Source organism: Leucobacter luti (assembly GCF_004217175.1).
Taxonomy (GTDB): domain Bacteria; phylum Actinomycetota; class Actinomycetes; order Actinomycetales; family Microbacteriaceae; genus Leucobacter; species Leucobacter luti.
The window spans coordinates 415,231-441,904 of sequence record NZ_SHKI01000002.1 but is presented as its reverse complement, the minus strand read 5'-3'; the positions used below and the strand labels follow the sequence as shown (position 1 = coordinate 441,904).

The following is a 26,674-nucleotide window of genomic DNA, read 5'->3' as shown; positions in this document are numbered from 1 at the left end:
AGGTGAGGGTGTTCGGGAAAGCTGGTGGGGAGGTCTAGGTGCGGGGTGCTGGGTGCTGGGTGCTGACCGGGCGACTCCCGGGAACGCCCGGGCGGCACTCGGCGGTTGCCCGGCCGGGGCAGGCGCTACTGCGGGCGCGAGTAAAACGGCAGTTCGACGACGGTGAACGGCTCAGGCTTGCCCCGCAGGTCGACGGCGAGCTCGGTGCCGACCGCCGCGTAGGCCGGATCGACCGAGGCGAGCGCGATTGGGTACCCGAGGGTGGGCGACGGCTGGCCGCTCGTGACCTCGCCGATCTGCACCCCGTCGGCGAGCACCGGGTACCCCGCGCGCCCTGCGCGGCGGCCCGAGCCACGCAGGCCCACCAGCACGCGCGTGGGGCCGGCCTCGCGGAGCGCCTCGAGCGCGTCGCGGCCGATGAAGCGCTCGTCCTTCTTGAACGACACCACCGGTCCGAGCCCGGCCGCGAACGGCGTGACATCGCGGCCGAGCTCGTTGCCGTACAGCGGCATGCCGGCCTCAAGCCGGAGCGAGTCGCGGGCGGCGAGTCCGGCGGGGATCAGCCCGAGCGGCTCCCCCGCGGCGAGCAGCGCCCGCCACAGCTCGGCAGCCCGCGCGTTGGGCAGGTAGAGCTCGAAGCCGTCTTCCCCCGTGTAGCCGGTGCGGGCGAGCAGCACGTCGAGGCCGGCCACGGTCGCCGGAGCCGCGGCGTAGTAGCGCAGCTCGCTCACGAGCGCGTGCTGCTCCGCGGGCACGAGCGCGAGCAGGATTTGGGCGGCGGCCGGCCCCTGCACGGCGATCAGGCTCGTCGCGGCTGATTCGTCGGCGACGGTCACGTCGAAACCCTCAGCGCGCGCGGCAAACTCGGCGGCGACCATCGGGGCGTTCCCCGCGTTCGGCACCACGAGGAACTCCTCGTCGCCGAGCCGGTACGAGATCAGGTCGTCGATGATCCCGCCGGCCGCGTCGCACATGAGCGAGTACTTCGCGCGGCCGACCGCGACCACGGCAAGGTTGCCCACGAGCGCGGTGTTGAGAAACTTCCCGGCGTCGGGCCCCGTGACCCGGATCTCCCCCATGTGGGACAGGTCGAACAGCCCGGCGGCCGCGCGCACCGCGCGGTGCTCGGCGAGCTCTGAGCCGTACTTCAGCGGCATGTCCCAGCCGCCGAAGTCGGTGAACGAGGCGCCGAGGGCGGCGTGCTCGGGATACAGCGCGGTCTGCGCCGGTGCGGCCTGTGCTGCGGTGGTGGTCATCGGTGATCCCCTAGTTCTCGAAGGCTTCGGGTGCCGGGCAGGAGCACACGAGGTTGCGGTCGCCGTACGCACCGTCAATGCGGCCCACCGGCGGGAAGTACTTGTCAAAGCGCAGCGACGGGACCGCGTACGCGGCCCGCTCGCGCGAGTACGCGCGGTCCCAGTCGTCGGCGACCACGGCGCGGGCGGTGTGCGGCGCGTTGCGCAGCACCGACGCGTCGAGCGCCACCTCGCCCGCGACGATCTCGTCGATCTCGCCGCGGATCGTGACCATTGCCTCGATGAAGCGCTCGATCTCGCCCAGGTCTTCCGACTCGGTCGGCTCGACCATCAGCGTGCCCGCGACGGGGAACGCGAGCGTTGGCGCGTGGAAGCCGAAGTCGATGAGCCGCTTCGCCACGTCCTCGGCGGTGACGCCCGACTGCGCCGTGAGCTCGCGCAGGTCGAGGATGCACTCGTGGGCCACCAGCCCGGACTCCCCCGTGAACAGCACCGGGAAGTGCTCGGTGAGCCGCGCCGCGATGTAGTTGGCGCTGAGCAGCGCGGTCTTGGTCGCGCGGGTCAGCCCGTCGGCGCCCATCATCGCGATGTACGCGTACGAGATCGGCAGCACCCCGGCCGAGCCGAAGAGCGTGGCGACCACCGGGATCCCCGCACTCACCGAGTAGGTGCCGGTCGGATCGTTCGGCACGAACGGCAGCAGGTGCTCGGCCACGCCGATCGGGCCGACGCCGGGCCCGCCGCCGCCGTGCGGGATCGCGAACGTCTTGTGCAGGTTCAGGTGGGACACGTCGCCGCCAAACTTGCCCGGCTGCGCGAGGCCGACGAGCGCGTTCATGTTCGCGCCGTCGATGTAGACCTGGCCGCCGGCCTCGTGGACCAGGTCGCACACCTCGCGCACGTCGGTGTCGTAGACGCCGTAGGTGGAGGGGTACGTGATCATGATCGCGGCGAGCTCGGCGCGGTGGGCATCGACCTTGGCGCGCAGGTCGTCGAGGTCGATGTGGCCCGTCTCGGTGTTCTTCACCACGACCACGCGCATCCCCGCGAGCACGGCCGACGCCGCGTTCGTGCCGTGCGCGGAGGCCGGGATGAGGCAGACCGTGCGCTCGGTGTCGCCGTTCGCGCGGTGGTAGCCGCGGATCGCGAGCAGGCCCGCGTACTCGCCCTGCGCGCCCGAGTTCGGCTGCAGCGAGATGCCGGCGTAGCCCGTGATCTCGACGAGGCGGCGCTCAAGGTCGGCGATCAGTTCGCGCCAGCCGCGGCTCTGCTCCTCGGGCACGTACGGGTGGATTCCGGCGAACTCGGGCCACGAGATCGACTCCATCTCGGCCGTGGAGTTCAGCTTCATGGTGCACGATCCGAGCGGGATCATGGTGCGGTCGAGCGCGAGGTCGCGATCCGCGAGGCGCCGCAGGTAGCGCAGCATCTGCGTCTCAGAACGCATCGAGTTGAAGATCGGGTGCGTCATGTACTCGCTCGTGCGCACCAGCCCGGCATCGAATCCAAGTTCCCCGGTGGCCACGGCCGGTGCGAGCTCCGCGCCGAATGCCCCGACCACCGCGGCAACGTGCGCCGCGGTCGTGGTCTCGTCGGTCGAGACGCCGACCGTGTCGGCGTCGATCCGCCGCAGGTTGATGCCGGCGTCGCTGGCCGCCGCGATCACGGCGTCGGCACGGCCGGGCACCGTCGCGACGACCGTGTCGAAGAACGCGGGGCCGGCGAGCGCGATCCCGGCGGCGACGAGCGAGTCGGCGATGGTGCGCGCGTGGCCGTGGGCGCGCTCGGCGATCGCGCGGAGCCCGGCGGGTCCGTGGTACACGGCGTACATGGAGGCGGTGATGGCGAGCAGCGCCTGCGCCGTGCAGATGTTACTGGTGGCCTTCTCGCGGCGGATGTGCTGCTCGCGGGTCTGCAGCGTGAGGCGGTAGGCCTGCTCCCCCGCCGAGTCGCGGGAGACCCCCACGAGGCGGCCGGGGAGGGCGCGCTCAAGCCCGCTGCGGATCGCGAGGTACGCCGCGTGCGGCCCCCCGAAAAAGAGCGGGACGCCGAAGCGCTGGGTGTTGCCCACGGCGACGTCGGCACCCTGATCGCCCGGGGGCGTGAGCACCGTGAGCGCGAGCAGGTCGGCGATCACGGTGACCATCGCGCCGCGCGCGTGGGCGGCGGCGATCAGCGCAGACTGGTCCCGCACGGTGCCGTCGTTTCCGGGCTGCTGCAGCACCACACCGAAGATCTCCCCCTCGGGCAGCTCGTCGGCGAGTTCGGTCACCTCAACGTCGAAGTCGAGCGCCTCGGCGCGGCCCCGGATCACCGCGAGGGTCTGCGGGAACACGTTCGCGTCTACCACCACCCGCGCCGTAGCCGGCGCTTTGCCCGCGCGGCGCATGAGCAGCACGGCCTCGGCGGCCGCCGAGGACTCGTCGAGCATCGAGGCGTTCGCGATCGCGAGGCCGGTGAGGTCGGCCACCATCGTCTGGAAGTTGAGCAGCGCTTCGAGCCTGCCCTGCGAGATCTCCGGCTGATACGGCGTGTAGGCCGTGTACCAGGCCGGGCTTTCGAGCACGTTGCGCCGGATCACCGGGGGCGTGTGCGTGTCCGAGAACCCCTGTCCGATCATCTGCGTCTTCAGCACGTTCTTCGCGGCAAGCGCGCGCAGATCCGCGAGGATCTCTTCTTCGCTGCGGGCGGCGGGCAGGTCGAGCCGGTCGGTCTTGCGGATCGACGCGGGGACCGCGGTGTCGACGAGCGCGTCGAGGCTCGTGTACCCGAGCGTGTCGAGCATCGCGGAGATGTCCGCGGGGGTGGTGACGCCGATGTGGCGATCAGCGAAATCGTGGGCGTACGGCTGCGTAATGCTCAAGAGGATCTCCGTGGGTGCGCGGGCGCGCCTGCGCCCGAGATGGGATCCTCCCCGCTCTGTTACGGAACCTGAGAGATTCAGACGCGCCGATCGAGATCGGGGCGCCCTTGCACCGTCGGTGAGCCGGATACACCGGCTGCTTTCCAGAGTTGCCGTGCTGTAGCGGTACGGGTGCCTGAGAGATTCCCGGGGAGGAATTGCTCCTACGGCGCCGGGACCCCGCACGCGGTTCCCGGACTCTCCCGCCACAACTTACTGGCCAGTATTCAAGAGTTCTCCCACCATAGCATCGCGGGCGATGTCGTGGGGTGTGGCGCCCGGGGCCGCCGCGAGCGCGAGCCGCGTGCGGCCCCGGGACCGGCTACTTCGGCTCGGGGTCGGTGCCGTCGAGCGCGAGAATCTCCTCCTCCACCGCGCCGCCGTAGCCCTCCGCCTGCGGGTCGCCGTGCAGCCCACCGGAGACGGCGTATTCCTCCTCGGGTGAGAGCACGAGGTGGTGCCGCCCGTAGATCCCGAACACGGCGAGCGCGATCACGTAGACGACCACGATCGCGATGATCGCCGGTTGGAAGGTCTCGTTGAGCAGGAACCCGACGAAGATCAGCGCCGCGATTACCGCCGCCGACCAAGCGCCGAAGACGCCCCACGGGCTGCGGTACGGGCGCTTCGCGTTCGGGTATTTCTTGCGGAGGATCAAGAACGACACCATCTGCATGAAGTAGGCGAGCACCGCGCCCCACACCGCAATGTTGAGCACGATCGCACCGGCGACGCCGTCCGCGCCACCCGCGAGGTCGACGATTACGAGCGCCACGAACCCGATGATCGCGCCGGCGAGCAGCGCGACCCACGGGGTCTGACGCGTGCCCGTGAGCGAGAGGAACTTCGGGTAGTAGCCCGCGCGCGACAGCGAGTACATGTTGCGGCCGTACGCGAACATGATCCCCTGCAGGGAGGCGAACAGGCCGATGATCGCGAACAGCGCGAGCACGGCCGCGAGCTGGTCGCCCACGATCACGCGGAACCCGTCGAGCAGCGGCTCGCCAGCCGTGCCCATTTCCTCCGCGCCGAGCACGCCGGTGTTGAGAAACAGCACGAGCAGGCCGGTGACGATCAGCGTGCCGCGGGCCCAGAGGCCGGCGCGCGGGATGTCGCGCACGGGGTCGTGTGACTCCTCGGCGGCGAGCGGCAGCTCTTCGATCCCGAGGAAGAACCACATCGCGAACGGCATGGCAAACAGGATGGGGAGTACGCCGTGTGGCAGGAACACGTTCTGGCCGGTGTCCGGCTCGATGTTCCAGAGGGCGTCCCAGCTGAACGCCCCGCTGAAGATCGCCATCGCTGAAAACAGCAGGATGATCGCGATCGAGATCACCGAGACGATGATCGCAAACTTGAACGAGATCGCCGCGCCCGCGGTGTTCAGGCCGATGAAGAGCGCGTAGAGGATGATCCACCACACCCACGACGGGAGTGATAGTCCGAGCAGCTCGCTCGTGATCCCGTTTGCGTACGAGGCAGAGAAGAACACGATCACCGCCGTGGTGGCGACGTACTCGACGGTCTCGGCGAGGCCGGTCACGAAACCGCCCCACGGGCCCATCGCCGCGCGGCCGAACGAGTAGGCGCCGCCGGTGTGCGGCATCGCGGCCGACATCTCGCCGATCGAGAAGATGAGGCCGTAGTACATGACGATCAGCACGGCGAACGCGATCAGCATGCCGCCGAATCCGGCCGCGTCAATGCCGAAGTTCCAGCCGGAGAAGTCACCGGAGATCACGGCACCGACCGCGAGGCCCCACAGCCCCCAGACCCCGGCCGCGCGCTTGAGTTTTCGTTTCTCGAAGTACCCTGACTCGGCGGTTGTGTAGGTCACGCCGGAGACCTTGAGAGTGTCCTTGGCCATTTCTTTCCCTTTCACTACGTTGTGAGGAGCTGTGGGCCGCAGCGGTGCGGCCAACACAGGATGCATTGGGATGACACGGACGACTATACCCACCTATTGGTTGCTTGCCACCACCTTTAATGAAAAGTTGATCCGGCGGAAACCCGCACACCCGACACGAGAACACCACACCAACCTCAAAAGTTCAGCGGCAACACTTGCGCTCCACGCAACCCCTCATGCTTTAATGGCCTAAGCACAGGCCATTAAATCCGACGGGCTCCGTCGGATCGCCCCGAGACCTCAACGACGAGTAGCAAGGAGCACCACAATGATCCCCGCGAGTGGCAACCTCACCCCCGACGAGCTGCGCGAGGCGGTCGCGCAGCGCGAGATCGACACCGTGATCGTCGGCTTCACCGATATGCAGGGTCGGCTCGTCGGGAAGCGCGTGTCCGCACGACTGTTCCTCGAAGACACGATGGAGCACGGTGCCGAGTGCTGCAACTACCTCCTCACCGTCGACGTCGACGTCAACACCATCGACGGCTACGCGCTCACGAGCTGGGACAGCGGGTACGGCGACATGGCGATGGTGCCGGATCTCTCCACGCTGCGCCGGATCCCGTGGCTGCCCGGCACCGCCCTCGTGATCGCCGATCTCACCCAGGCAAGCGATCACTCGCCCATCTCGGTGTCGCCGCGCGCGATCCTCATGCGCCAGATCGACCGTCTCGCCGAGCGCGGCCTCACCCCGTTCGTGGGCACCGAGCTCGAGTTCCTCGTGTTCGACGACGACTACCGCTCGGCGTGGAAGAACGGGTACCGGGACCTCACCCCCGGATCCGACTACAACACCGACTACGCCCTGCAGGGGTCCACGAGACTCGAGCCGCTCTTGCGCGACATCCGCAACTCGATGGACGACGCGGGCATGTACTGCGAGGGGGTGAAGGGCGAGTGCAACCTCGGCCAGCAGGAGATCGCCTTCCGCTACGCACACGCGCTCCCCACGTGCGACAACCACTCGATCTACAAGAGCGGGTCGAAGGAGATCGCCGCCGCGCACGGCAAGAGCATCACGTTCATGGCGAAGTTCAACGAGCGCGAGGGCAACAGCTGCCACGTCCACACGAGTCTCCGCGACGAGGCGGGCGTCCCGGTGTTCTCGGACCCCACCGCCGCGGACGGCATGTCCCCCGTGTTCCGCCACTTCATCGCGGGCCAGCTCGCCGCGATGCGCGAGTTCACGCTGCTCTACGCACCGAACATCAACTCGTACAAGAGGTTCGTGCCGGGCAGCTTCGCGCCGACCGCCGTCGCGTGGGGGCACGACAATCGCACCTGCGCGCTCCGCGTGGTCGGCCGCGGCCACGCGATGCGCGTCGAGAACCGGGTGCCGGGCGGCGACGTGAATCAGTACCTCGCCGTCGCGGGCATGCTCGCCTCGGGCATGTACGGCGTCGAGCACGAGCTCGAACTCGGCGAGCCGCTCACCGGCAACGCGTACACGAGCGACATTGAGCGCGTGCCCACCACGCTGCACGAGGCGGCCGACCTGTTCGAGCACTCGGCGCTCGCCCGCGAGGTCTTCGGGGACGAGGTCGTGGAGCACTACACGCACGCCGCGCGGGTCGAGGTCGCCGCCTACGACGCCGCCGTCACCGATTGGGAGCGCATCCGTGGCTTCGAACGGCTCTGAGCGTCCGGCCCCCGCCGAGCGTGCGCCGATCATCGGCGTCACCAGCTACCTCGAGCAGGCGCAGACCGGGGTGTGGGATGTGCGCGCCTCGTTCCTCCCGCAGGTCTACCTCGCCGCCGTCACCGACGCCGGCGGGATCGCCGTGGTGCTGCCGCCGCAGCCGATCGACGCCGACATCGCCGCCGCGATCGTTGCCACCCTCGACGGACTCATCCTGTCGGGCGGCGCCGACATCGACCCCGCGCGCTACGGCGAGGCGGCGCACGAGCGCACCGGCGCTCCGCGCGCCGACCGCGACGCGTTCGAGGCGGCACTCCTCACCGCGGCGCTCGACGCCGAGCTCCCATTTCTCGGGATCTGCCGGGGCGCGCAACTGCTCAACGTGGAGCTCGGCGGCACACTGATCCAGCACCTGCCCGACCTGGTGGGCGACGACCGCTACCAGCTGGGCGGCGGGGTCTTCAACCCGATCGAGGTCGAGGTGGACGCCGGCTCACGCATCGCCGACGTGCTCGGCGGCGAGCGCGACGCCACCGCGCACCTCTACCACCACCAGGGAATTGGCGAGCTCGGGGCCGGGCTCACGGAGACCAGCCGAACCGCGGACGGGATCGTGCAGTCCGTCGAGCTCACCTCGGTGCCGTTCGGGATCGCGGTGCAGTGGCACCCTGAGGAAAATCCGCGGGACCGGCGCCTCTTCGCCGGGCTGGTCGCCGCCGCCCGCGAGTATCGCGCCGCCCGCGCCTCGGCCCGAGCGTCGCGGCCGCCGGGGCAGCCCGCGCCGCCCGCACCCCACGCCCGTCCCGCGTCCGAGACCACTCAGAGGGAGCAGCCATGAGCTACACCGTCATCAACCCGGCCACTGGCGAGACCGTCACCGAGGTGGCTCACCTCGACGCCGCAGACACCGACGCCGCGGTCGCCGCGGCGGTGACCGCGCAGCGCGCGTGGGCCGCGGTCGCCCCGGCTGATCGGGCGCGCGTGCTGCGCCGCTTCGCTGACGCGGTCGACGCGGACGTGGAGCACTTGGCGCGGCTTGAGACCACCAACTCCGGCCACCCGATCACGCAGTCCCGCTGGGAGGCCGGCCACGTCCGCGACGTGCTCGAGTACTACTCGGGGGCCCCGGAGCGCTTGATCGGACAGCAGATCCCCGTGGCGGGAGGCATGAACGTCACGTTCCACGAGCCGCTCGGCGTCGTCGGAGTGATCACGCCGTGGAACTTCCCCATGACGATCGCGTCGTGGGGTTTCGCGCCGGCGCTCGCGGCGGGCAACGCCGTGGTGCTCAAGCCGGCGGAGTGGACGCCGCTCACGAGCATCAGGCTCGGTGAGCTGGCGCTCGAAGCCGGGCTGCCCGAGGGCCTGTTCCAGGTGCTCCCCGGGCGCGGCTCCGTGGTCGGGGAGCGCTTTGTGAGTCACCCGGACGTGCGCAAGCTCGTCTTCACGGGGTCGACCGCGGTGGGCAAGCGGATCATGGCCGGCTGCGCGGATCAGGTGAAGCGGGTCACCCTTGAGCTCGGCGGGAAGAGCGCGAACATCGTGTTCGCCGACGCCGACATCGAGCGGGCCGCAGCAACCGCGCCGTACTCGGTGTTTGACAACGCCGGGCAGGACTGCTGCGCCCGCAGCCGCCTGCTCGTGCAGCGCAGCGTGTACGACCGCTTCATGGCGCACTTCGAGACCGCGGTGCAGGGCGTGCGGGTGGGAGATCCACTTGACGAGACCACGGAGGTGGGGCCGCTCGTCACCGAGGCGCACCGCGCGAGCGTGGCGTCGTTCCTCACCGACGACGTGCCCGTGGCCTTCCGCGGCAGCGCCCCCGACGGTCCCGGCTCCTGGTTTGCCCCCACGGTCGTCACGCCGGAGCGGGGCGCGCGCGTCGCGACCGAGGAGATCTTTGGCCCCGTGGTCGCGGTGCTCCCGTTCGAGGACGAGGCCGACGCGATCGCGCTCGCGAACGACACGGAGTTTGGGCTGAGCGGGTCGATCTGGACGCGGGACCTGGGGCGCGGGATCCGCGTGGCGCGGGGCGTCGCGGGCGGCAACCTCTCCGTGAACTCGCACTCGTCGGTGCGGTACACCACCCCGTTCGGCGGCTTTAAGCAATCGGGCCTCGGCCGCGAGCTCGGACCCGACGCCGCCACCCACTTCACAGACACCAAGAACGTCTTCTTCGCCAGCGAATAACCCCTCCCTCTCCCGTGCCGCGCGCAGCCACGGCACCCAGCAGCAGAAAAGAGCCCACCATGAGCGACATCTCCCCCATCGACCTCACCCAGCGCCTCGCCGGCAAGGTCGCCGTGATCACCGGCGGCGGCAGCGGTATCGGCCTGGCGACCGCGAAGCGCATGCGCGCCGAGGGAGCCCGGATCGTGATCGGCGATATGGACGAGGCCAGCGGCCGGGCCGCAGCCGCAGCCGTCGATGGCCTCTTCGTGCGGGTGAACGTAACCGACCAGGAGCAGGTGGACGCGCTCTTCGACACGGCGGCGCGCGAGTACGGCTCGGTCGATATTGCGTTCAACAACGCCGGAATCTCACCGGAGGACGACGACTCGATCGAGACGACCGAGCTGCCCGCGTGGCAGAAGGTGCAGGACGTCAACCTCAAGAGCGTGTACCTGTGCTCGCGAGCGGCGCTGCGTCACATGACGAAGCAGGGCAGCGGCTCGATCATCAACACGGCCTCGTTCGTCGCGGTGATGGGATCCGCGACCTCGCAGATCTCGTACACGGCGTCGAAGGGCGGCGTGCTCGCGATGAGTCGCGAGCTCGGTGTGCAGTTCGCCCGGCAGGGAATCCGCGTGAACGCGCTCTGCCCCGGGCCGGTGAACACCCCGCTGCTGCAGGAGCTCTTCGCGAGCGACCCCGAGCGGGCCGAGCGCCGGCTCGTGCACGTTCCGCTCGGGCGCTTTGCCCGCCCGGAGGAGCTCGCCGCGTCGGTCGCCTTCCTGGCGAGCGACGACGCCTCGTTCATCACTGCATCGACGTTCCTCGTCGACGGCGGCATCAGCAGCGCGTACACGACGCCGCTGTCGTAGGCGCCCCGCAGCCCCGCGTAGACTCGGTCAGAGAGCCGGCGGGCCCACCCGGACGCCCGCCCGGAGCACACGAAAGCGAGACCGATGAAGCTGGCAGCCGAGGGCATCGAGCTGCTCGTCCGCGCCGTGCGCCCCACCAACGCGTACGAGGAGACGATGCAGCGGTTGCTGCAGTCGGTGCGGCTCGGCCTCATTCGACCGGGCGAGCGGCTCCCCGCGGAGCGCGAGCTCGCCACGATGCTCAAGGTGAGTCGCGACACGGTGCGCGAGGCGCTCGCCACGCTCGCGGAGGCCGGGTACGTGGTGTCGCGACGCGGCCGCTACGGCGGTACCTTCGTGGTCGACGATCTGCCACTCGACACCGACCTCGGCGCGAGCGGCCCGGAACTCGGTGAGGACGAGGTCGAGGACGTCGCGGTGCTGCGCCGCGTGCTTGAGGTGGGCGCGGCCCGGGAGGCCGCCGGGCGCGAGCTGACCGCGGACGAGCGGGCTGCCCTGGTCCGCGCGCTCGAGGAGTGCTCGGCAGCCGACGACGGTCAGCACCGCCGCTTCGACTCGCGCCTGCACCTGCTCATCGCGGAGCTCTCGGGCTCGCCGAGCCTGGTCCCGCTCGTGGCAAACCTGCGTACCCGCGTCAACCAGCTGCTCAACGGAATCCCGATGCTGCGGCCAAACCTCGCGCACTCAAACGCGCAGCACGAGGCGATCGTCGCAGCAATCCTTGCCGGGCGCCCAGACTCCGCCGCGGAGGCGATGCTCGAGCACATCGAGGGCTCCACGGCGCTGCTGCGCGGTTTTTTCTCGGGGCCGTAGCGGCTCCGGCGCCCGCGAGCGAGTCTCGCGGGCGCCCCGGCTCCGGCACACCGTGCCCCGCCCCGCGATCGGGGCGAGACGGGGCGGTGCGGTGTGGTGTGGTGTGGGGCGTTGCGGTGTGGTGCGGTGTGCTAGTTCCCCGCCGGGACCAGCGCCGCGTCCGCGGCGCGGGGCGCATCCGCGGCGAGCAGCGCATCCGGGTCCGCCGCGGTGCCGGTCGGCGCCGCTTCGGTGGCGCTCGCCGCCGCTGGCCGCTCGGCCGATCCGGCAGCCGCTGCCGAGCCCGTCGGACCGCCGCGCCCGGCTGAGAGCCCGAGGTCTCCGAAGTCGTGCTCGGTGCGCACGGGCTTCAGCGAGTCGATGATGCAGACCACCACGAGCGATACCAGGCCCCACAGCCCGAGCACCTGCAGGTGCTCGGTGACGGTGTCGCCGCCGAAGTAGAGGATCGAACGAACGGTCTCGGCCGCGGCCGGCATGGGGAGCAGATCGTGCAGCGCCCGGAACGCCTCCGGCACCATGTAGACGGAGAGCGCACCGTTTGACGCGGGAACGCCAAGGAACATCAGGATCCCCACCACCGGGATCACCGCGAGCATCCCGAGCAGCCGCTCGAACACCATCGCGAACATTGCGACGCAGAAGATCGTCACCGCCCCCGCGCCCCACAGTGCCGCGAAGTGCCCGTCGACCGCGCCGGTGATCGGCCCGGCGATGAGCCAGAGCACCGCGGACATGAACGCGGCGTACCCGGCGGTGATGGGGAGCATCCGCCGCAGCGGCCGACTCGACGGCGCCGCGTTCGCGGCGACGATGACCACCATGAAGCCGGCGAGAATCCAGCCCATTGCCACGTACATGGTGACCGTGCCGGTGCTGTCCCGGTCTGGCAGCGGCGCGGCGTCGTCGATCTGCAGCGGCAGCTGCTGCTGCGCGGCGATCTGCGTAAAGACGCGGGTCACCGCCTGTGTCGCGCTCGGGCTCCCCGCCTGGTTGGCGAGCAGCGTGAACTCGGGATCCGCCTCGGACGGCAGCACGAGCGCGGCAACGAGCTCGCGATCCGCAACCAGATCCGCCGCCTCGTCGGTCGAGTCGAGCGCCGTGAGCTCGAACATGTCGCCGAGGTGTTCTTCCAGCCCCGCGATCGTCTGCTCAGCCTGCTCGGCGCTCGCGCCCACCACCGCGACGGGCATGTCCCGCGGCGTCGGCTGATGCATCGCGCCCAGCATGCAGGTCACCATGATGGTCACCATCGCGAGCGGGAAGACGAGCAGCGAGGTGTAGCGCCAGAAGTTTCGCTTCGGGCGCGGCCCGCCGTGCAGCGACGGAATGTTGACGTCGAGCACCACGCCCTCCGGGTGCTTGCGGCGCTCCACGGCGTCGTAGGCCGCGGTGGCGAGTAATCCGGCAACCGCGCCGATCGCGAGCACCAGCAGGTGTCCCGTGAGCCCGACCCCGTCGAAGTAGAGCACCGAGCGCATCGCCTCGCCGATCGCCGGCATCGGCAGGATGTCGTGGAGCACCCGGTAGAAGGCCGGCATCGTGTACACCGACATGCTCATGTTTGAGGCCGGCATCCCGAGGACCATGAGGAGGAACATCCCGGCGATCACCCCGAGTGCGCCAAAGAGGCGCGTGATGAATAATTGCACGGCGCCGATCGCGAAGACGCCGAGCCACGCGATCCCGAGCACGGCCGCGGTGTGATCGGTTGAGACGACACCGAGGATCGGGCCGGTCACCAGCCACACCAGCCCGGCGATCAGGGCGGCCCAGCCGGCGAGCAGCGGCACGATGCGCCGGAACTTCAGCAGCTCCGGCGAGTTCGACCTGAGCACGCTGAACGGCAGGTACCCCGCCATCACGAGCGCCGTCGCGAGGAACATCGCGGCGAGGCCAGACGGATCCGACTCTGGCAAGCCCACGGCGTCCTCGGTGCTGACCGAGAGGTGCTCGTCGAGCAGCACGGGAGTCACGAGGCCGGTGACCGTGCTCGCCTGCGATGCCCCGGCCGCGGTGGCGGTGACGAGCGTCACGTCGCCGCCGTCCACGATCATCGCCGCGGCGACCTCGCGCTCGACCACCTGCTGCCGCGCGGTGCGGGCGTCGGCGACGCGCTCCACCGCGAGCGCGTCCGGCTCCGCTGCGGTGAGCGCCTGCGCGAGCGCCGCCGCCTGCTCGCTGGTGCCCGTGACCGCGACGGGCATGTCGCGCGCGGTGGGGGCGTGCATCGTCCCGAGGTAGCCCGTAATCATCATGCCGACGATGATGAGCGGCATGATGAATATCGCGGCGTACCGGCCGATCGCCTCGGCTTTCGCCCGTTTCGCGGCGCGAGCGGCGTCGGGGCCTGCGCCGCGATCCGCGTGCGCCGACGACGCGGGGTCGTCGGCGCGGGTGAGAGTGGTGGTCACGAAGGATCTCCTGACACGATAGAACTGAAGATCGCCGTTGATCGTGGATCGCACCAGTTTAAGACACGTGGCGTAAACTTTATGACCTGGGGCGGCCCGTCTCAGCAAACTCGAAGCGAAGCCCCCCCCCCCCGAAAGGACCGCGCACATGGATCAGCGCAGTGACCGCGCACGCGAGGCGCTCCTCGACGCCGCGGAGCAGCTCTACGCCACGCAGGGCATCGACGCGGTCTCGAACCGCAAGATCGCCGAGCACGCCGGATCGGCAAACCACTCGGCCGTGGCCTACCACTTCACCAACCGCGACGGCCTGATCCGCGAGCTCATCGAGCGGCACGTCGCACCGCTCACCGCGCGCCGCGCCGAACTGTTCGCGCAGCTCGGCGACTCACCGAGCGTGCACGACATCGTGCGCTGCCGCGTGCTGCCCTACTTTGAACACCTCGACGCGCTGCCAAGCCCGAGCTGGCGGGCCCAGTTCCTCGCGCAGGTGCGCTCCTCCCCCGCAATGGCGTCGATCCTCGAGGAGTCAGTCCGCGCCGCGGAGACGGCCGAGGACACGCCGCGCCTGCGCGCCCACGTGACCGACATTCCGGAGCGGGTCCTTCGCGCACGGTCAGGCATCATCGCGCACCTGGTGCTCGGCGCCTGCGCGGAGCAGGAGCGACAGATGAACGCCGGCAAACAGCGCGGATCGTGGATCCAGGTCGGGTACTTCTTCATCGACGCCGCGGCCGGCATGCTCACCGCGCCCGTCACCCGGCTCGACGCGACCGTGCCCGCGCTCCCCGACGAGCCGCTGCTGTAGGCGCTCGGGGCTCGGGGCTCGGGAGTCAGGCTCGGGGCGCCGGGCTCGGGCTCGGGGCGCCGGGCTCAATGCGCGGCGCGCGCCGGGAACCGCTAGGCGCGCGTGTATGCGAGGTCGCGGATCGCGCGCCCCTTCGCGGTGCCCTTGCGCTCGAACGCCGTCAAGATCCGCCCCTCGAAGCGTTCCGCCCAGTCGCCCGCGAAACCGCGGGTGAAGCCGGGGGCCGCGTCGAGCACGGCACGCATCTGCTCGGCGTAGTGCTCCCAGTCGGTCGCGAGCCGGAGCGTGCCGCCCGGGCGAATCGCGCGCGCGGCGATCTGCGCAAACTCTTCGTTGATCAGGCGGCGCTTCTGGTGCCGCTGCTTTGGCCAGGGGTCCGGGAAGAACACCCACACCTCGTCGGCCGAGCCGGCGGGCAGGTAGCGCTCAAGCACCTCGGGGGCGTTCGCCTCAGCGAGGCGCAGGTTGCGCACCCCCTCCTCGTCGGCGGCCGTCATGGTGCGCGCCAGCCCGGCCTGGAACACCTCAAGCGCCAGGAAGTTCTTCTCCGGGTGCGCGGCGGCCGCGTGCACGATCGCGTGCCCCTGACCGGAGCCGATCTCGATCACGAGCGGCGCCGCGCGGCCGAACAGCTGCTCGGGATCACCCGTGGCGCCCTCCGCCACGCTCGTCGCCGCCGGGCCCCGCGGCACGTCGAGCAGATAGAAGGGCGAGAGCTCGTCCCAGCCGCGCTGCTGCCCCGAGGTCATGCGCCCGCTGCGGCGCACAAACGACACCGGCTTGTCCCGGAAGGTCGTCGGATCGTAGTTCTTCGGCTTGAAGGGCTTCTGCTCGCTCACCCCACAACGGTAGTCGGGCAAGGCCCGCCGAGCAAAGCGGGGCCGGGCGCCGCGGCCCCGCCGGGGTACCATGAGTGCACGGCACCGATCAGGAGGAACAGCATGACTCGACGCATTTTGCTCGTCAACGGGCCAAACCTGAATCTGCTCGGCACCAGGGAGCCGGAGCTGTACGGCGAGGAGACGCTCGCAGACGTCGAGGCGCTCGTCTCGCGCGTTGCCTCCGACTTCGGGCTCGAGGTGCGCGCCGTGCAGAGCAACCACGAGGGCGTGCTCATCGACGCGATCCACGAGGCCCGCACCGACTGCGCCGGCATCGTGATCAACCCCGGCGCGTTCACTCACACCTCGGTCGCCCTGCGCGACGCGATCACGGCGGTCGCGCTCCCCACGGCTGAGGTGCACATCACGAACGTGCACGCGCGCGAGGAGTTCCGCAACCACTCCTACATCTCCGCGGTCGCCGCCTGCGTGATCGTGGGCGCCGGCGTGCACGGCTACGAGTTCGCCGTGCGCCGCATCGCGCAGCTCATCGCGCGCTAGCCGCTGCGGCGGGCCCGTGCCTGCCCCCTCGCACCCCGGTGCGCCTGCGTGACTGCGCCCCTGCGCGCGGGCGTGCTCCGCCGATCCGGGCGCTACGGCGCCGTAAGAAAGATGTGCGGCATCCCGGGATTGTGCGCGTAGACGAGCACCGCAAACACGACGGCGTCAAAGAGCAGGTGCACGGCGACCACGTAGCCGAGCGAGCGCGTGCGCAGGAAGATGAGCCCCTGCATGAGCGCGAACGGAATCGTGAGCACCGGCCCCCACGAGCGGTAGCCGAGCTCCCAGAGAAACGACACGAACACGATCGCCTGCAGCGCGTTCGCCGCCCACACCGGGAAGTGCCGCAGCAGCACGGCGAACACCGTGCAGATGAAGAACAGTTCGTCCCAGATCCCCACCGCGCCCACGCCGACGAACAGCCGCGCGATGAGGTCGGGCGTGGTCACCTCCGGCCAGTTCTGGTAGACGCCCGAGCTGATGAAGTACCAGGGCAGGATCAGCCAGCCGAGCACGAGCACGGCGACGAGCCAGCCCCAGTGGAACGCGCCCCACCGCCCGCCGCCGCGCCACGGAAACCCGGTCGAGCGGTCCCGGTACACGTAGCGCGACACGAGATACGGGACGAGCACCGCGCCGCCGAGCGCGAGCGTGAAGCGGATCATCGCCGGGGTGTCGAGCGCCGCCGCGAGCGGGATCGTGCGCACGACCGCGAGACCGATGATCACGAGTGAGAGGTCGCGCAGCAGCGACGGCGGCCGGGTTCCTGCCGCGGCGGGGGCGGTGGGGTCTGCGTTCGCAGCGCGGGCGCTGGCGCTCGTGCTGGTGCTGGCGCTGGCGCTGGCGCTGGCGCTGGCGCTGGTGCGATCTGTGTTCGCAGCGCCGGCGCTGGCGCTGGCGCGATCTGCAAGCCAGGCGAGTCCGAAGCCGAGGCCCGCGAGCGCGATGCCCACCCAGAACAGCTCAGCCACGAACCACGCGGGTGCGACCCCGCAGACCGCGAGGGCCGCGACGATGCCGATCGGGGCGGGCAGCCGCCGCGGCGTGAGCGCGTGCGAGGTGAGCGCGTGCGAGGTCATGCCGCGAGCTTAAACGACGCCGCGCCGAGCGCGCGTGGCCCGCGCGGCGCGCCCCGCCCCCTGCGCTCTTCCCCTCCCCACCCGGCCCCGCCAGCGCGCCCCTCCCCGCCCGCGCGCCCCGCGCGGCGCACCTCCCCGCCCCGCGCGGCGCGCCTCCCCGCGCGCCCAGCCCCCGCCGAGTGTCGCCAAACTGCCCCTTCCCCACGCACGAAGGGGCACTTTGGCGCCACTCGAGATGACCCAAGGGGCACTCTGGCGCCACTCGGAGGGGCCCGCGCCCGGGCGGCCCGCCCGTCCGAGCCACGGCGCACTTCACCAGATCAGGAATCAAGAAGCCCGATGTCGCAGGTGCGCGCTACGCTACCCCCATGAGCTCAGCCGACGCCGCCATCCACCCCGCCGATTCGCACGATCGCATCCGCGTGCGGGGCGCCCGCGAGCACAACCTCAAGGACGTCAGCGTCGACCTCCCGAAGCGGCGCCTCACCACCTTCACGGGAGTCTCCGGGTCAGGCAAGAGCTCGCTCGTCTTCGCCACGATCGCGGCCGAGTCGCAGCGCCTCATCAACGAGACCTACAGCGCCTTCCTCCAGGGTTTCATGCCGTCGCAGGGGCGCCCAGACGTCGACGTGCTCGAGGGGCTCACCACGGCGATCATCGTCGACCAGGAGCGCATGGGCGCGAACCCCCGCTCAACGGTGGGCACTGCCACCGACGCAAACGCGATGCTCCGGATCGTGTTCTCGCGGCTCGGCTCGCCGCGCATCGGCTCGCCAAACGCGTTCTCGTTCAACGTCGCTTCGGTGAGCGGTGCGGGCGCCGTGACCATGGAGAAGGGCGGCAAGCAGATCAAGGAGCGCCGCTCGTTCGAGGTGCTGGGCGGCATGTGCCCCACGTGCGAGGGGCGCGGCTCGGTGAGCGACTTCGCGCTCGACCAGCTCTACGACGCGAACAAGTCGCTCGCCGAGGGCGCGCTCACGGTGCCCGGCTACAGCATGGACGGCTGGTACGGGCGCCTCTTCGGCGCCCTGCTGCCCATGGACGTGCCCATTCGCGATTTCACGCCGGCGCAGCTCGACGACCTGCTCTACAAGGAGCCGACGAAGATCAAGGTCGACGGCACCAACCTCACGTACGAGGGGCTGATCCCGCGCATTCAGAAGTCGATGCTCTCAAAGGACCGGGAGGCAATGCAGCCGCACGTGCGGGCGTTCGTGGATCGGGCGATCGTGTTCACCGCGTGCTCCGCGTGCGGCGGCACCCGCCTCAACGACACCGCGCGCTCCTCAAAGATCGCGGGAAAGTCAATCGCAGACGCGTGCGCGATGCAGATCAGCGACCTCGCCGAGTGGGTCCGCGACATCTCCGACCCGGGGCTCGCACCGCTGATCGAGAAGCTCTCGGACACGCTCGACTCGTTTGTGCAGATCGGCCTCGGCTACCTGAGCCTCGAGCGCCCCACCGGCACGCTCTCGGGCGGTGAGTCGCAGCGCACCAAGATGATCCGGCACCTCGGCTCCCCCATCACCGACGCCACCTACGTGTTCGACGAGCCGTCGATCGGGCTGCACCCACACGACATCGTTCGGATGAACCAGCTGCTGCTCAAGCTGCGCGACAAGGGCAACACCGTGCTGGTGGTGGAGCACAAACCCGAGATGATCAAGATCGCCGATCACGTCGTGGATCTCGGCCCGCGGGCCGGCGCGCACGGCGGCGAGATCTGCTTCGAGGGCACCGTCGCCGAGCTGCGTGCCTCGGACACGCTCACGGGACGCCACCTCGACGACCGGGCGCGCCTCAAAGACCAGGTACGCGCCGCGACGGGCGCGATCGAGGTGCGCGGGGCCACCACGCACAATCTGCGCAGCGTCGACGTCGACGTGCCGCTCGGCGTGCTCTGCGCCGTGACGGGCGTCGCCGGCTCGGGCAAGAGCTCGCTGATCCACGGATCGGTGTCGAACCGGGAGGGCGTCGTGGCCGTCGACCAGGGCGCGATCAAGGGCTCCCGCCGCTCGAATCCGGCGACATACACGGGCCTCCTCGACCCGGTGCGCACAGCGTTCGCGAAAGCCAACGGAGTGAAGCCGGCACTGTTTAGCGCGAACTCTGAGGGCGCATGCCCGGAGTGCAAGGGCGCGGGGATCATCTTCACCGACCTCGGCATGATGGCCACGATGGAGAGCCCGTGCGAGGTGTGTGAGGGCCGCCGCTTCGCCGCGGAGGTGCTCGAGTACACGCTGGGCGGCAAGAACATTGCCGAGGTGCTTGAGCTCAGCATGGCGGAGGCGCACGAGTTCTTTTCGGCGGGCGAGTCTCGGATCCCTAAGGCGGCGAAGATCCTCGACCGTCTCGTCGACGTGGGCCTCGGCTACCTCACTCTCGGCCAGCCGCTCTCCACGCTCTCCGGCGGCGAGCGACAGCGCCTCAAGCTCGCGATTCACATGCTTGAGGACGCCGACATCTACGTGCTCGACGAACCCACGACCGGCCTGCACCTCGCCGACGTGGAGCAGTTGCTCGCGCTCCTCGACCGTCTGGTCGACGCGGGCAAGAGCGTCATCGTGATCGAGCACCACCAGGCGGTGATGGCGCACGCCGACTGGATCATCGACATCGGCCCCGGCGCGGGACAGCAGGGCGGCACCGTCGTCTTCGAGGGCACGCCGCGCGAGCTCGTCGCCGATCGCACCACGCTCACCGGAGAGCACCTCGCGGAGTACGTCGGCGCCGCCTAAGCGGCCCCAACCGGCCGGCGGGAAGACGCGGGGGGCATGCAGCTCGCTCGGTGCACCCCGCCAGGCACCCCACGCCAGGCATCGCACTCCGGCCCCAACACGTCGGCACTCCGGCGCTCCGGCGTCCCGACGTCCCGGCGGAAGCCGCGGCGGCGGCAGCAGCAGCGGCAGCAGCAGCAGCACCCCGGCGGCGGCAGCAGCAGCCTAGGGCGTGTTGAACTGTTCCTGGTTGATGTCAATGATCCAGTTCGTGGTCGGATCGGCGTTTCGCTCGGCGTTCCCCGTGTAGTCGCTCTCGTTGATGAGGAGATACCGCTCAGAATTCTCGTCGGAATCGTTCCAGGTGGGATCGACCGACTTCCACTCGCCACCGACGTTCACCCGATTCCACGCGTGCGCGCCACCGTCGACCACCTCACCCACCACGATGATCGTGTCAAGCCCCGCCTCTCGCGCGATGAGCGCGAACGCCTGCGCGTATCCCTGGCACACCGCGGTGCCGTCCCGAAATACCCCAATGGGGCTCCAGGCAGTGAACTCTGAGTCGTACGGGATCGTGCCGATGTTCATCCCGGGGATCAGCGATCCGCCCTCAAGCTCGGCGACGCTCTCGTAGTCGTACTCGACGTTGTCGACGATCCACTGGTTAATCACCCGCGCCTGTTCCGACTCACTGAGACCGGACACGCTCTGCGCGACCTCTTGCGCGGCACCGAAGCTGAGCTCAATTGCCGCGTCGCGTTCTTCCTGGGAAAAGATGTAGTCGATGAAAACCACGTCGCCGTCGTAAGCCACGAGCGGCGTCCCGTAGTTCAGGAGCGGGTTCTGCGTGATCGCCTCCTGGTATGCCTCACGCGGGGCGGGCGCACCGGGCTCGTTTTTCCACAGCGACACGTCAATGGCTGGTTCACCGAGGTACATGTTTGCCGCGATGCGCTTGACCATCGGGTGGGTGCCGTACACGGGGTAGGGCACCTGCGGGGTCTCGTCAGCCACGGCGAGCTTCCGATACTCGGCGATGTCGATCATGTGGTCGGCGTCCTCAACCGTGAGGGTCTTACCGCCGGTGGCCGCCTGCTCTGAAATCGCGCGCTCATTGAACGCCAAGACAAACGCGGTGAGCTGGTCGACCCACTCGGTCATGCTCGTCCCGTCGGGAACCTTCGAGGTGGAACTCGTGGTCATCGTGGTCCCCACGATCTTCCCGTGGAGCTTAACGGCCGGCTGCAGCGAGATCGTGCCGTCGTCGGATTCCCACAGCGCGTCTGGCTTTGGTTCGATCTGCTCGGGATCGAACTGGATCGGCATGGTCCTGGTCGCGCCATCAATCGTGGTGATCGGGAGCCATGTCTGCAGCTCCGACAGGTCTCCGACGTCCCCGCGGGAGGGGTCGCCGTGCTCACGCAGCTCGTTGTAGGCGAGCGAGTGGGGTTGCGAGCGCAGGCTCACGTCTGGTGCAACGGGCATGGCCGGGGAAAACCTGCCGTCCTGCCGCGCGACCACCGCGAAGTGCGCGTTCGTGGAGTTGAGCTTCGCGTTCGATGACAACGCTCCGCCGTACTCTTGCTCATCAGCCGAATCGCCAGAGTACAGCAGAAGCTCGATGTTCTGGATCTGGCTGCCGTCACGAGTATCCGTCGTGTCATACGACAGCGCTCCGGTGACAACACTGATCAGGTCGGTAGACCAGGCGTCCTCCTCGGTCGCGGACAGCGCGCTGGGCATATACCGCATGATCAAATACTCAGTGCGGTCGTCGGCACCCTCGGGAGCCCTCCAGCTCAGTTTCACCGAGCCGTCCTCGGCTCCCCGCGAGAACTCAGGGATGACGGGCTCAAACACATCGGTGGAGTGCTCCGGAATGAGCTGGGTCACCATTGGCACATCGAGCGGCTCGCCGTGCAAATCCACGCTGCGCTTCATCCAATACTCGGAGAACTGCGACCAGTACACATCGACGTCAAAGACCTGCTGCTCCACGTTTTCGGAGGGGTCTGTTCGTGAGCTGCCCCACGCGGTGTCGTTCCAGGCGTGCGGGTACACACTCCACGACTCGGTCTCTCGCTCGGGGCCCGTGCGTTCGGTGACTCCAGTGCCGATCGCGACAGTAAGGTTGCGGTCCGCGTAGAGTTCCACGACCCCCTGGGTCCACTCTGTGGTCCCATATCGTTCCTCACCGATCTGCTCGAGGTACTCGTCCAGGCTGATCTGCATCGGAATGTCGAAGTACTCCTCGGACGGATGAACGCGGATCGGCGGCATGTACTTGAGCCCGCCCGCAACGACCGGCTCGGTTGACGCCGCTTCCGACCCTGAGCCGCCAAGCAGCCTGGGGAGCGCGAGCGCGCCGGCCGCCACGAGCACGAGCGCGATGCCGGCAGCGCCGAGCCGCGCCCAGAGCCGCCGTCGCCGCGGCGGCGCCGGTTCGGCTGAGTCTGCGCTGCTCCGCTCCGCGTCGCCACCACGCTCCGCGCTGCCACCATCTGCGCCGCCGCCATGCTCCGCGCCGCCACCAACTGCCTCACGCGCGGTCTCGCGGACTGGGGCAGCCGAGTCGGTGGTGTGGGCGGTATCGGCGGTGTGGGCCGTGTGGGCGGTGTGGGCGGTCCACTGGGCGCCGTCCCACCATCTCAGACCGCGCGGATCGCTTGGGTCTGCGTACCAGCCGGGGGCGGGGGCCTGGGCCATCGTGTGAACTCCTCGGGTCAACCCCCGCGCTGTACCCCCAACGTCGTGTACCCAGCCTAACGCTCACCGCAGACAGACGCCGCCCGTCGAACGCAGTCGCGTGCGGCAGCCCGCTGCGGCAGCCCGCCGCGGCGTCCCGCGCCCTCGCAGCGCGCGGGCCCTAGGCGGGCGCCGACTCCAGCTCGTTCAGGGCGCGGATCAGGCGGTGCAGGTCCCCCACCGTGCGGCGGCGCGGCGTGAATACGATCCGCGGCAGCTCCGGCAGATCCCCGTCGCGCAGTTCTTCAGAGAATGGCCCCGTGCGCTCGATCTCGCCCACCTCGCACAGCCCGGTAAAGCGTCGGTTGAGATCCGCGAGTTCTGCATCGCTGGGTGCCGCGCGCAGGCGCAGCACCAGCTGCGCCCCGAACCAGCGGAGCGAGTCGTAGTTGCGCCAGAACCCGGTCACCTCGGCCACGGCAGCCTCGACCGAGTCGGTCACAAGCACGCGGTCGAGATCGTCAACCGCGACCATCCCGCTCGCGGCGAGCTGCTCAGTGACGAACGCCGCAAAACCGCGCCAGAACGTGCCGCCGGCGCGGTCGAGCAGCACGATCGGCACCGGCTCCATCTTGCCGGTCTGCTGCAGCGTCAGCAGCTCGAACGTCTCGTCCATCGTGCCGAAGCCGCCGGGGAGGCAGACGAAGCCGCGCGATTCCTTCACGAGCATCAGTTTGCGCGTGAAGAAGTATTTCATCGCGACCCGGCGGTCGTCGCCGGCGACCACGGCGTTCGGCGCTTCCTCGAACGGCAGGCGAATCGAGACGCCCAGCGAGCGCTCCTGGCCCGCACCCGTGGCCGCGGCCTCCATGATGCCCGGCCCGGCCCCGGTGACCACGAGCCAGCCCTGCTCGGCGAGCGCGCGCGCGGTTGCCTCGGCGCTCACCCAGAGCGGGTCGTGGGACTGGGTGCGCGCGGAGCCAAAGATCGTGACCTTTGGCGCGTCGGTGTACGGAGCGAACAGTCTGAACGCCGCCCGCATCTCCTCAATGGCCGCCGCGGTGATCTTCAGATCGCGGCGCGCGGTCCCGTCCTGGCCGAGGCCGATCCCGGCTTCGAGGATGCGCCGCACCAGGGTGCGCTGCGCGGTAATGCCACTCTCCGCCATGAGTTCGCCCAGCCGCTCTCGCAGCTCAAGCTGGGCGGCCGTGGGGTCTGAGTCGGGGAATGCAGTCACATCTCCAGTGTAGGCGCGGTCCCGCGGACATGCCCTAGGCTGGCCCCATGCCGGCACGGCGCGCGCACCTCGCCCCGCAGAGCTCGCACGGCGAGCTCGCGGAGGCGCTTGCTGCGCTGCGCACCGAGTTCTCGGTGCCCGAGGCGTTCCCCGCCGCGGCGCTCTCCGAGGCCGCGGAGACGGCGGCGCCCGAGGTGGAGTTTGACCTGCGCGACGTGCCGTTCGTGACCCTCGATCCCCCCGGATCACGCGACCTCGACCAGGCATTCAGCATTGAGCGCGCGGGCTCCGGCTGGGTGGTGCGCTACGCGATCGCCGACGTCGCCGCGTTTGTGCGCCCGGAGAGCGCGCTCGACCTGGCGGCCCGGGACCGCGGGCAGACCCTGTATCTCCCGGACGGCACCGTGCCCCTGCACCCGCGGGTCCTCAGCGAGGGGCGTGCCTCGTTGCTCCCCGGAGCAGATCGCACCGCCTACGTCTGGACCGTGCGCCTCGACGATGCGGGCGCGGTCACGGGGTGCGACGTGCGGCGTGCCCGCGTCCGGTCCCGCGCGCAGCTCGACTATCCAAGCGCCCAGCGCGACATCGATCGCGGCACGGCCGCCGCCCCGCTCGCGCTGCTGCCGGAGGTCGGCCGGGCTCGCGCGGAGCAGGAGCGTCTGCGGGGCGGGGCCAGCCTCAACATGCCCGAGGAGCAGATCACGGAGACGCCCTCCGGCTACCACATCGAGCGGCGCTTCCCGCTGCCCGTCGAGGAGTGGAACGCACAGCTTTCGCTGCTGGTGGGAATCGCGGCGGGAGAGATGATGCTCGCCGCGGGGGTCGGCGTGCTGCGCACCATGCCCGCGCCGTCTACCGAGGCGCTCGGCGCGTTTCGCACGCGCGTCGCGGCGCTCGGCGAGCCCTGGCCGGCCGGCCTCAGCTACGGGGACTATCTGCGGAGCCTCGACCCGGCGAGCGTGCGCACCCCGGCGGTCATGCAGGCGGCGGCCGCGCTCTTCCGCGGGGCCGACTACGCGGCGTTCGACGGCACCCCGCCGGCCGAGACCCGACAGGCGGCGATCGCCGCGCCGTACGCGCACGTCACCGCGCCACTGCGTCGACTGGTCGACCGCTGGGGCCTGATCCTGTGCGCGGCGATCTGCGCCGACACCGCGGTCCCCGAGTGGGCGCGCGCGAGTCTGCCGCAGCTGCCAGAACTCATGCGGGCGTCGAATCAGCGCGCCGCGCAGATCGGCTCAGCGGCGCTCGACCGGGTGGAGGCCGCGCTAGTGGCTGAGCGCATCGGGGAGCGCTTCACCGCGGTGGTGATCGAGGTGCGGGGCGAGCGCGCGCGGGTGCAGCTGGTCGAGCCGCCAGTCACCGCGCAGTGCCCCGCGGCCGGGGCCGCGGCGGGCACCACGATCGAGGTGCGCGTGGTCGGCGCCGACATCCGGACGGGCACGATCCAGCTCGAGCTCGCGTAGCCGGATCTGGGATACTCACCCGGCGGGGCCCAGCGCGGCGCGACCCAGCGCGGCGCGCCCCAGCCCAGCGCGACGCAAGCCCCCAGACCAGCGCCGGAAGCGCGGCGCGCAGAGCGCCCGCGCCCCCGGCCCAGTCTCTAGGCCGTAACGACCTCGGGGGTGCCTGTGCCCTCAGAAGCGGGCATCTCGGCCGCGAGGCGGTTCGCCTCCTGGATGAGGGTGGCGACGATCTCGCTCTCCGGGACGGTCTTGATGACCTCGCCCTTCACAAAGATCTGGCCCTTGCCGTTGCCGGAGGCGACCCCGAGGTCTGCCTCGCGGGCCTCGCCGGGACCGTTGACGACGCAGCCCATGACGGCGACGCGCAGCGGCACGCTCATGCCTTCAAGGCCCTTGGTGACCTGTTCGGCGAGCGTGTAGACGTCCACCTGTGCGCGGCCGCAGGACGGGCACGAAACGATCTCGAGCTTGCGCTCGCGCAGGTTGAGCGACTGCAGGATCTGCAGGCCCACCTTGACCTCCTCGACCGGCGGGGCCGAGAGCGAGACGCGGATCGTGTCGCCGATGCCCTCGGAGAGCAGGATCCCGAACGCGGTCGCGCTCTTGATCGTGCCCTGGAAGGCGGGACCGGCCTCGGTGACACCGAGGTGGAGAGGCCAGTCGCCGCGCTCGGCGAGCTGACGGTATGCCTTCACCATGACGATGGGGTCGTTGTGCTTCACGGAGATCTTGAAGTCGTGGAAGTCGTGCTCCTCGAAGAGGGAGGCTTCCCAGACGGCGCTCTCGACGAGCGCCTCGGGCGTGGCCTTGCCGTACTTCTGCAGCAGGCGCGGATCGAGCGATCCGGCGTTGACGCCGATGCGGAGCGAGACGCCCGCGGCCTTCGCGCGCTTCGCGATCTCGCCGACCTGGTCGTCGAACTTCCGGATGTTGCCCGGGTTGACGCGCACAGCGGCGCACCCGGCATCGATCGCCGCGTACACGTACGCGGGCTGGAAGTGGATATCCGCGATGACCGGGATCTGGCTCTTCTTCGCGATGATCGGGAGCGCCTCGGCGTCGTCCCGGCTCGGGCAGGCGACGCGAACGATGTCGCATCCCGAAGCCGTGAGCTCGGCGATCTGTTGAAGCGTTGCGTTGATGTCTGTCGTCGGTGTCGTGGTCATCGACTGCACCGACACCTGCGAGTTACCGCCGACGGTTACAGAACCGACCTTGATCTCGCGAGACTTGCGACGGGGTGCGAGGACCTCTGGGACCTTCGGCATTCCTAAATTGACTGCTGCCACGGATGAGAGTCTACTCGCGCATCCTGCGAGC

The 26,674-nt window shown here is 70.0% G+C and carries 18 protein-coding genes and 2 riboswitches; of the genes, 9 read left to right on the top strand and 9 right to left on the bottom strand.

The annotated features are described in order from the left end of the window. Positions 1-125: 125 nt before the first annotated feature. The 3 genes from gcvT to EV139_RS01830 all read right to left on the bottom strand — a co-directional run bounded on the left by gcvT (position 126) and on the right by EV139_RS01830 (position 6,025). The gene (gene gcvT / locus EV139_RS01840; protein WP_130452605.1) at positions 126-1,256 is read right to left on the bottom strand and encodes a glycine cleavage system aminomethyltransferase GcvT; all 1,131 of its coding nucleotides are present in this window, start codon (positions 1,254-1,256) and stop codon (positions 126-128) included. A 10-nt stretch (positions 1,257-1,266) separates the two neighbouring features. Continuing rightward, positions 1,267-4,119, bottom strand: coding sequence for an aminomethyl-transferring glycine dehydrogenase (gene gcvP / locus EV139_RS01835; RefSeq protein WP_198677412.1), 2,853 nt, complete (start codon positions 4,117-4,119; stop codon positions 1,267-1,269). A gap of 46 nt (positions 4,120-4,165) precedes the next feature. Then, a riboswitch (glycine riboswitch) is annotated at positions 4,166-4,271 on the bottom strand. A gap of 1 nt (position 4,272) precedes the next feature. Continuing rightward, positions 4,273-4,374, bottom strand: a riboswitch (glycine riboswitch). A gap of 106 nt (positions 4,375-4,480) precedes the next feature. Beyond that, positions 4,481-6,025, bottom strand: coding sequence for an amino acid permease (locus EV139_RS01830; RefSeq protein WP_130452603.1), 1,545 nt, complete (start codon positions 6,023-6,025; stop codon positions 4,481-4,483). Between the two features lie 310 nt (positions 6,026-6,335). Here EV139_RS01830 and EV139_RS01825 point away from each other — a divergent pair, with 310 nt between their 5' ends. The 5 genes from EV139_RS01825 to EV139_RS01805 all read left to right on the top strand — a co-directional run bounded on the left by EV139_RS01825 (position 6,336) and on the right by EV139_RS01805 (position 11,563). Beyond that, positions 6,336-7,706, top strand: a complete 1,371-nt coding sequence (locus EV139_RS01825; RefSeq protein ID WP_130452602.1) for a glutamine synthetase family protein — start codon at positions 6,336-6,338, stop codon at positions 7,704-7,706. After that, a complete protein-coding gene (locus EV139_RS01820; protein WP_130452601.1) occupies positions 7,687-8,544 on the top strand; it encodes a gamma-glutamyl-gamma-aminobutyrate hydrolase family protein in 858 nt (285 codons plus the stop codon). The genes EV139_RS01825 and EV139_RS01820 overlap by 20 nt, the downstream gene beginning before the upstream one ends. Continuing rightward, a complete protein-coding gene (locus tag EV139_RS01815) occupies positions 8,541-9,896 on the top strand; it encodes an aldehyde dehydrogenase family protein (protein ID WP_130452600.1) in 1,356 nt (451 codons plus the stop codon). The genes EV139_RS01820 and EV139_RS01815 overlap by 4 nt, the downstream gene beginning before the upstream one ends. Positions 9,897-9,955: 59 nt before the next feature. After that, positions 9,956-10,750 carry a 3-oxoacyl-ACP reductase gene (locus EV139_RS01810; protein WP_198677411.1) on the top strand — a complete coding sequence of 265 codons (795 nt, stop codon included), beginning with the start codon at positions 9,956-9,958 and terminating at the stop codon, positions 10,748-10,750. Positions 10,751-10,834: 84 nt separating this feature from the next. Beyond that, positions 10,835-11,563, top strand: a complete 729-nt coding sequence (locus EV139_RS01805; RefSeq protein ID WP_130452599.1) for a FadR/GntR family transcriptional regulator — start codon at positions 10,835-10,837, stop codon at positions 11,561-11,563. 131 nt (positions 11,564-11,694) lie between these two features. On the opposite strand, the gene EV139_RS01800 is transcribed toward EV139_RS01805, so the two are convergent. Further along, complete coding sequence (locus EV139_RS01800; protein WP_130452598.1) at positions 11,695-13,977, bottom strand: ABC transporter permease; 2,283 nt, start codon at positions 13,975-13,977, stop codon at positions 11,695-11,697. A 148-nt stretch (positions 13,978-14,125) separates the two neighbouring features. On the opposite strand from EV139_RS01800, the gene EV139_RS01795 reads away from it, so the two are divergent. Then, entirely contained in the window at positions 14,126-14,785 is a 660-nt protein-coding gene (locus EV139_RS01795; protein ID WP_130452597.1) for a TetR/AcrR family transcriptional regulator, read from the top strand. 92 nt (positions 14,786-14,877) lie between these two features. Here EV139_RS01795 and trmB read toward each other — a convergent pair whose 3' ends face one another. Then, the gene (gene trmB, locus EV139_RS01790; protein WP_241988937.1) at positions 14,878-15,624 is read right to left on the bottom strand and encodes a tRNA (guanosine(46)-N7)-methyltransferase TrmB; all 747 of its coding nucleotides are present in this window, start codon (positions 15,622-15,624) and stop codon (positions 14,878-14,880) included. A gap of 102 nt (positions 15,625-15,726) precedes the next feature. Here trmB and aroQ point away from each other — a divergent pair, with 102 nt between their 5' ends. Next, positions 15,727-16,167, top strand: coding sequence for a type II 3-dehydroquinate dehydratase (gene aroQ, locus EV139_RS01785; protein WP_130452595.1), 441 nt, complete (start codon positions 15,727-15,729; stop codon positions 16,165-16,167). A 92-nt stretch (positions 16,168-16,259) separates the two neighbouring features. On the opposite strand, the gene EV139_RS01780 is transcribed toward aroQ, so the two are convergent. Then, positions 16,260-17,246, bottom strand: coding sequence for a CPBP family intramembrane glutamic endopeptidase (locus tag EV139_RS01780; RefSeq protein WP_237465636.1), 987 nt, complete (start codon positions 17,244-17,246; stop codon positions 16,260-16,262). A gap of 368 nt (positions 17,247-17,614) precedes the next feature. On the opposite strand from EV139_RS01780, the gene EV139_RS01775 reads away from it, so the two are divergent. Next, positions 17,615-19,984: an ATP-binding cassette domain-containing protein gene (locus EV139_RS01775; RefSeq protein WP_130452594.1), complete on the top strand. Its 2,370-nt coding sequence runs from the start codon at positions 17,615-17,617 to the stop codon at positions 19,982-19,984. A 204-nt stretch (positions 19,985-20,188) separates the two neighbouring features. Here the strand turns inward: EV139_RS01775 and EV139_RS01770 are convergent, their stop codons facing one another. Together EV139_RS01770 and EV139_RS01765 are read right to left on the bottom strand one after the other, a co-directional pair. Beyond that, positions 20,189-22,672 carry a DUF2510 domain-containing protein gene (locus EV139_RS01770; protein ID WP_130452593.1) on the bottom strand — a complete coding sequence of 828 codons (2,484 nt, stop codon included), beginning with the start codon at positions 22,670-22,672 and terminating at the stop codon, positions 20,189-20,191. A gap of 160 nt (positions 22,673-22,832) precedes the next feature. After that, positions 22,833-23,819, bottom strand: coding sequence for an LOG family protein (locus EV139_RS01765; RefSeq protein ID WP_130452872.1), 987 nt, complete (start codon positions 23,817-23,819; stop codon positions 22,833-22,835). A gap of 116 nt (positions 23,820-23,935) precedes the next feature. Here EV139_RS01765 and EV139_RS01760 point away from each other — a divergent pair, with 116 nt between their 5' ends. After that, complete coding sequence (locus EV139_RS01760) at positions 23,936-25,354, top strand: RNB domain-containing ribonuclease (RefSeq protein WP_130452592.1); 1,419 nt, start codon at positions 23,936-23,938, stop codon at positions 25,352-25,354. Between the two features lie 137 nt (positions 25,355-25,491). On the opposite strand, the gene ispG is transcribed toward EV139_RS01760, so the two are convergent. Beyond that, positions 25,492-26,643 carry a flavodoxin-dependent (E)-4-hydroxy-3-methylbut-2-enyl-diphosphate synthase gene (ispG, locus tag EV139_RS01755; RefSeq protein WP_198677410.1) on the bottom strand — a complete coding sequence of 384 codons (1,152 nt, stop codon included), beginning with the start codon at positions 26,641-26,643 and terminating at the stop codon, positions 25,492-25,494. Between the last annotated feature and the right edge of the window lie 31 nt (positions 26,644-26,674).

Coding starts and splice junctions, on each gene's coding strand:
- EV139_RS01830 (WP_130452603.1), bottom strand. CDS start 6,025: ATGGCCAAGGACACTCTCAAGGTCTCCGGCGTGACCTACACAACCGCC.
- EV139_RS01775 (WP_130452594.1), top strand. CDS start 17,615: ATGAGCTCAGCCGACGCCGCCATCCACCCCGCCGATTCGCACGATCGC.
- EV139_RS01815 (WP_130452600.1), top strand. CDS start 8,541: ATGAGCTACACCGTCATCAACCCGGCCACTGGCGAGACCGTCACCGAG.
- EV139_RS01805 (WP_130452599.1), top strand. CDS start 10,835: ATGAAGCTGGCAGCCGAGGGCATCGAGCTGCTCGTCCGCGCCGTGCGC.
- aroQ (WP_130452595.1), top strand. CDS start 15,727: ATGACTCGACGCATTTTGCTCGTCAACGGGCCAAACCTGAATCTGCTC.
- EV139_RS01825 (WP_130452602.1), top strand. CDS start 6,336: ATGATCCCCGCGAGTGGCAACCTCACCCCCGACGAGCTGCGCGAGGCG.
- EV139_RS01760 (WP_130452592.1), top strand. CDS start 23,936: ATGCCGGCACGGCGCGCGCACCTCGCCCCGCAGAGCTCGCACGGCGAG.
- gcvT (WP_130452605.1), bottom strand. CDS start 1,256: ATGACCACCACCGCAGCACAGGCCGCACCGGCGCAGACCGCGCTGTAT.
- EV139_RS01770 (WP_130452593.1), bottom strand. CDS start 22,672: ATGGCCCAGGCCCCCGCCCCCGGCTGGTACGCAGACCCAAGCGATCCG.
- EV139_RS01810 (WP_198677411.1), top strand. CDS start 9,956: ATGAGCGACATCTCCCCCATCGACCTCACCCAGCGCCTCGCCGGCAAG.
- EV139_RS01795 (WP_130452597.1), top strand. CDS start 14,126: ATGGATCAGCGCAGTGACCGCGCACGCGAGGCGCTCCTCGACGCCGCG.
- EV139_RS01780 (WP_237465636.1), bottom strand. CDS start 17,246: ATGACCTCGCACGCGCTCACCTCGCACGCGCTCACGCCGCGGCGGCTG.
- EV139_RS01765 (WP_130452872.1), bottom strand. CDS start 23,819: ATGGCGGAGAGTGGCATTACCGCGCAGCGCACCCTGGTGCGGCGCATC.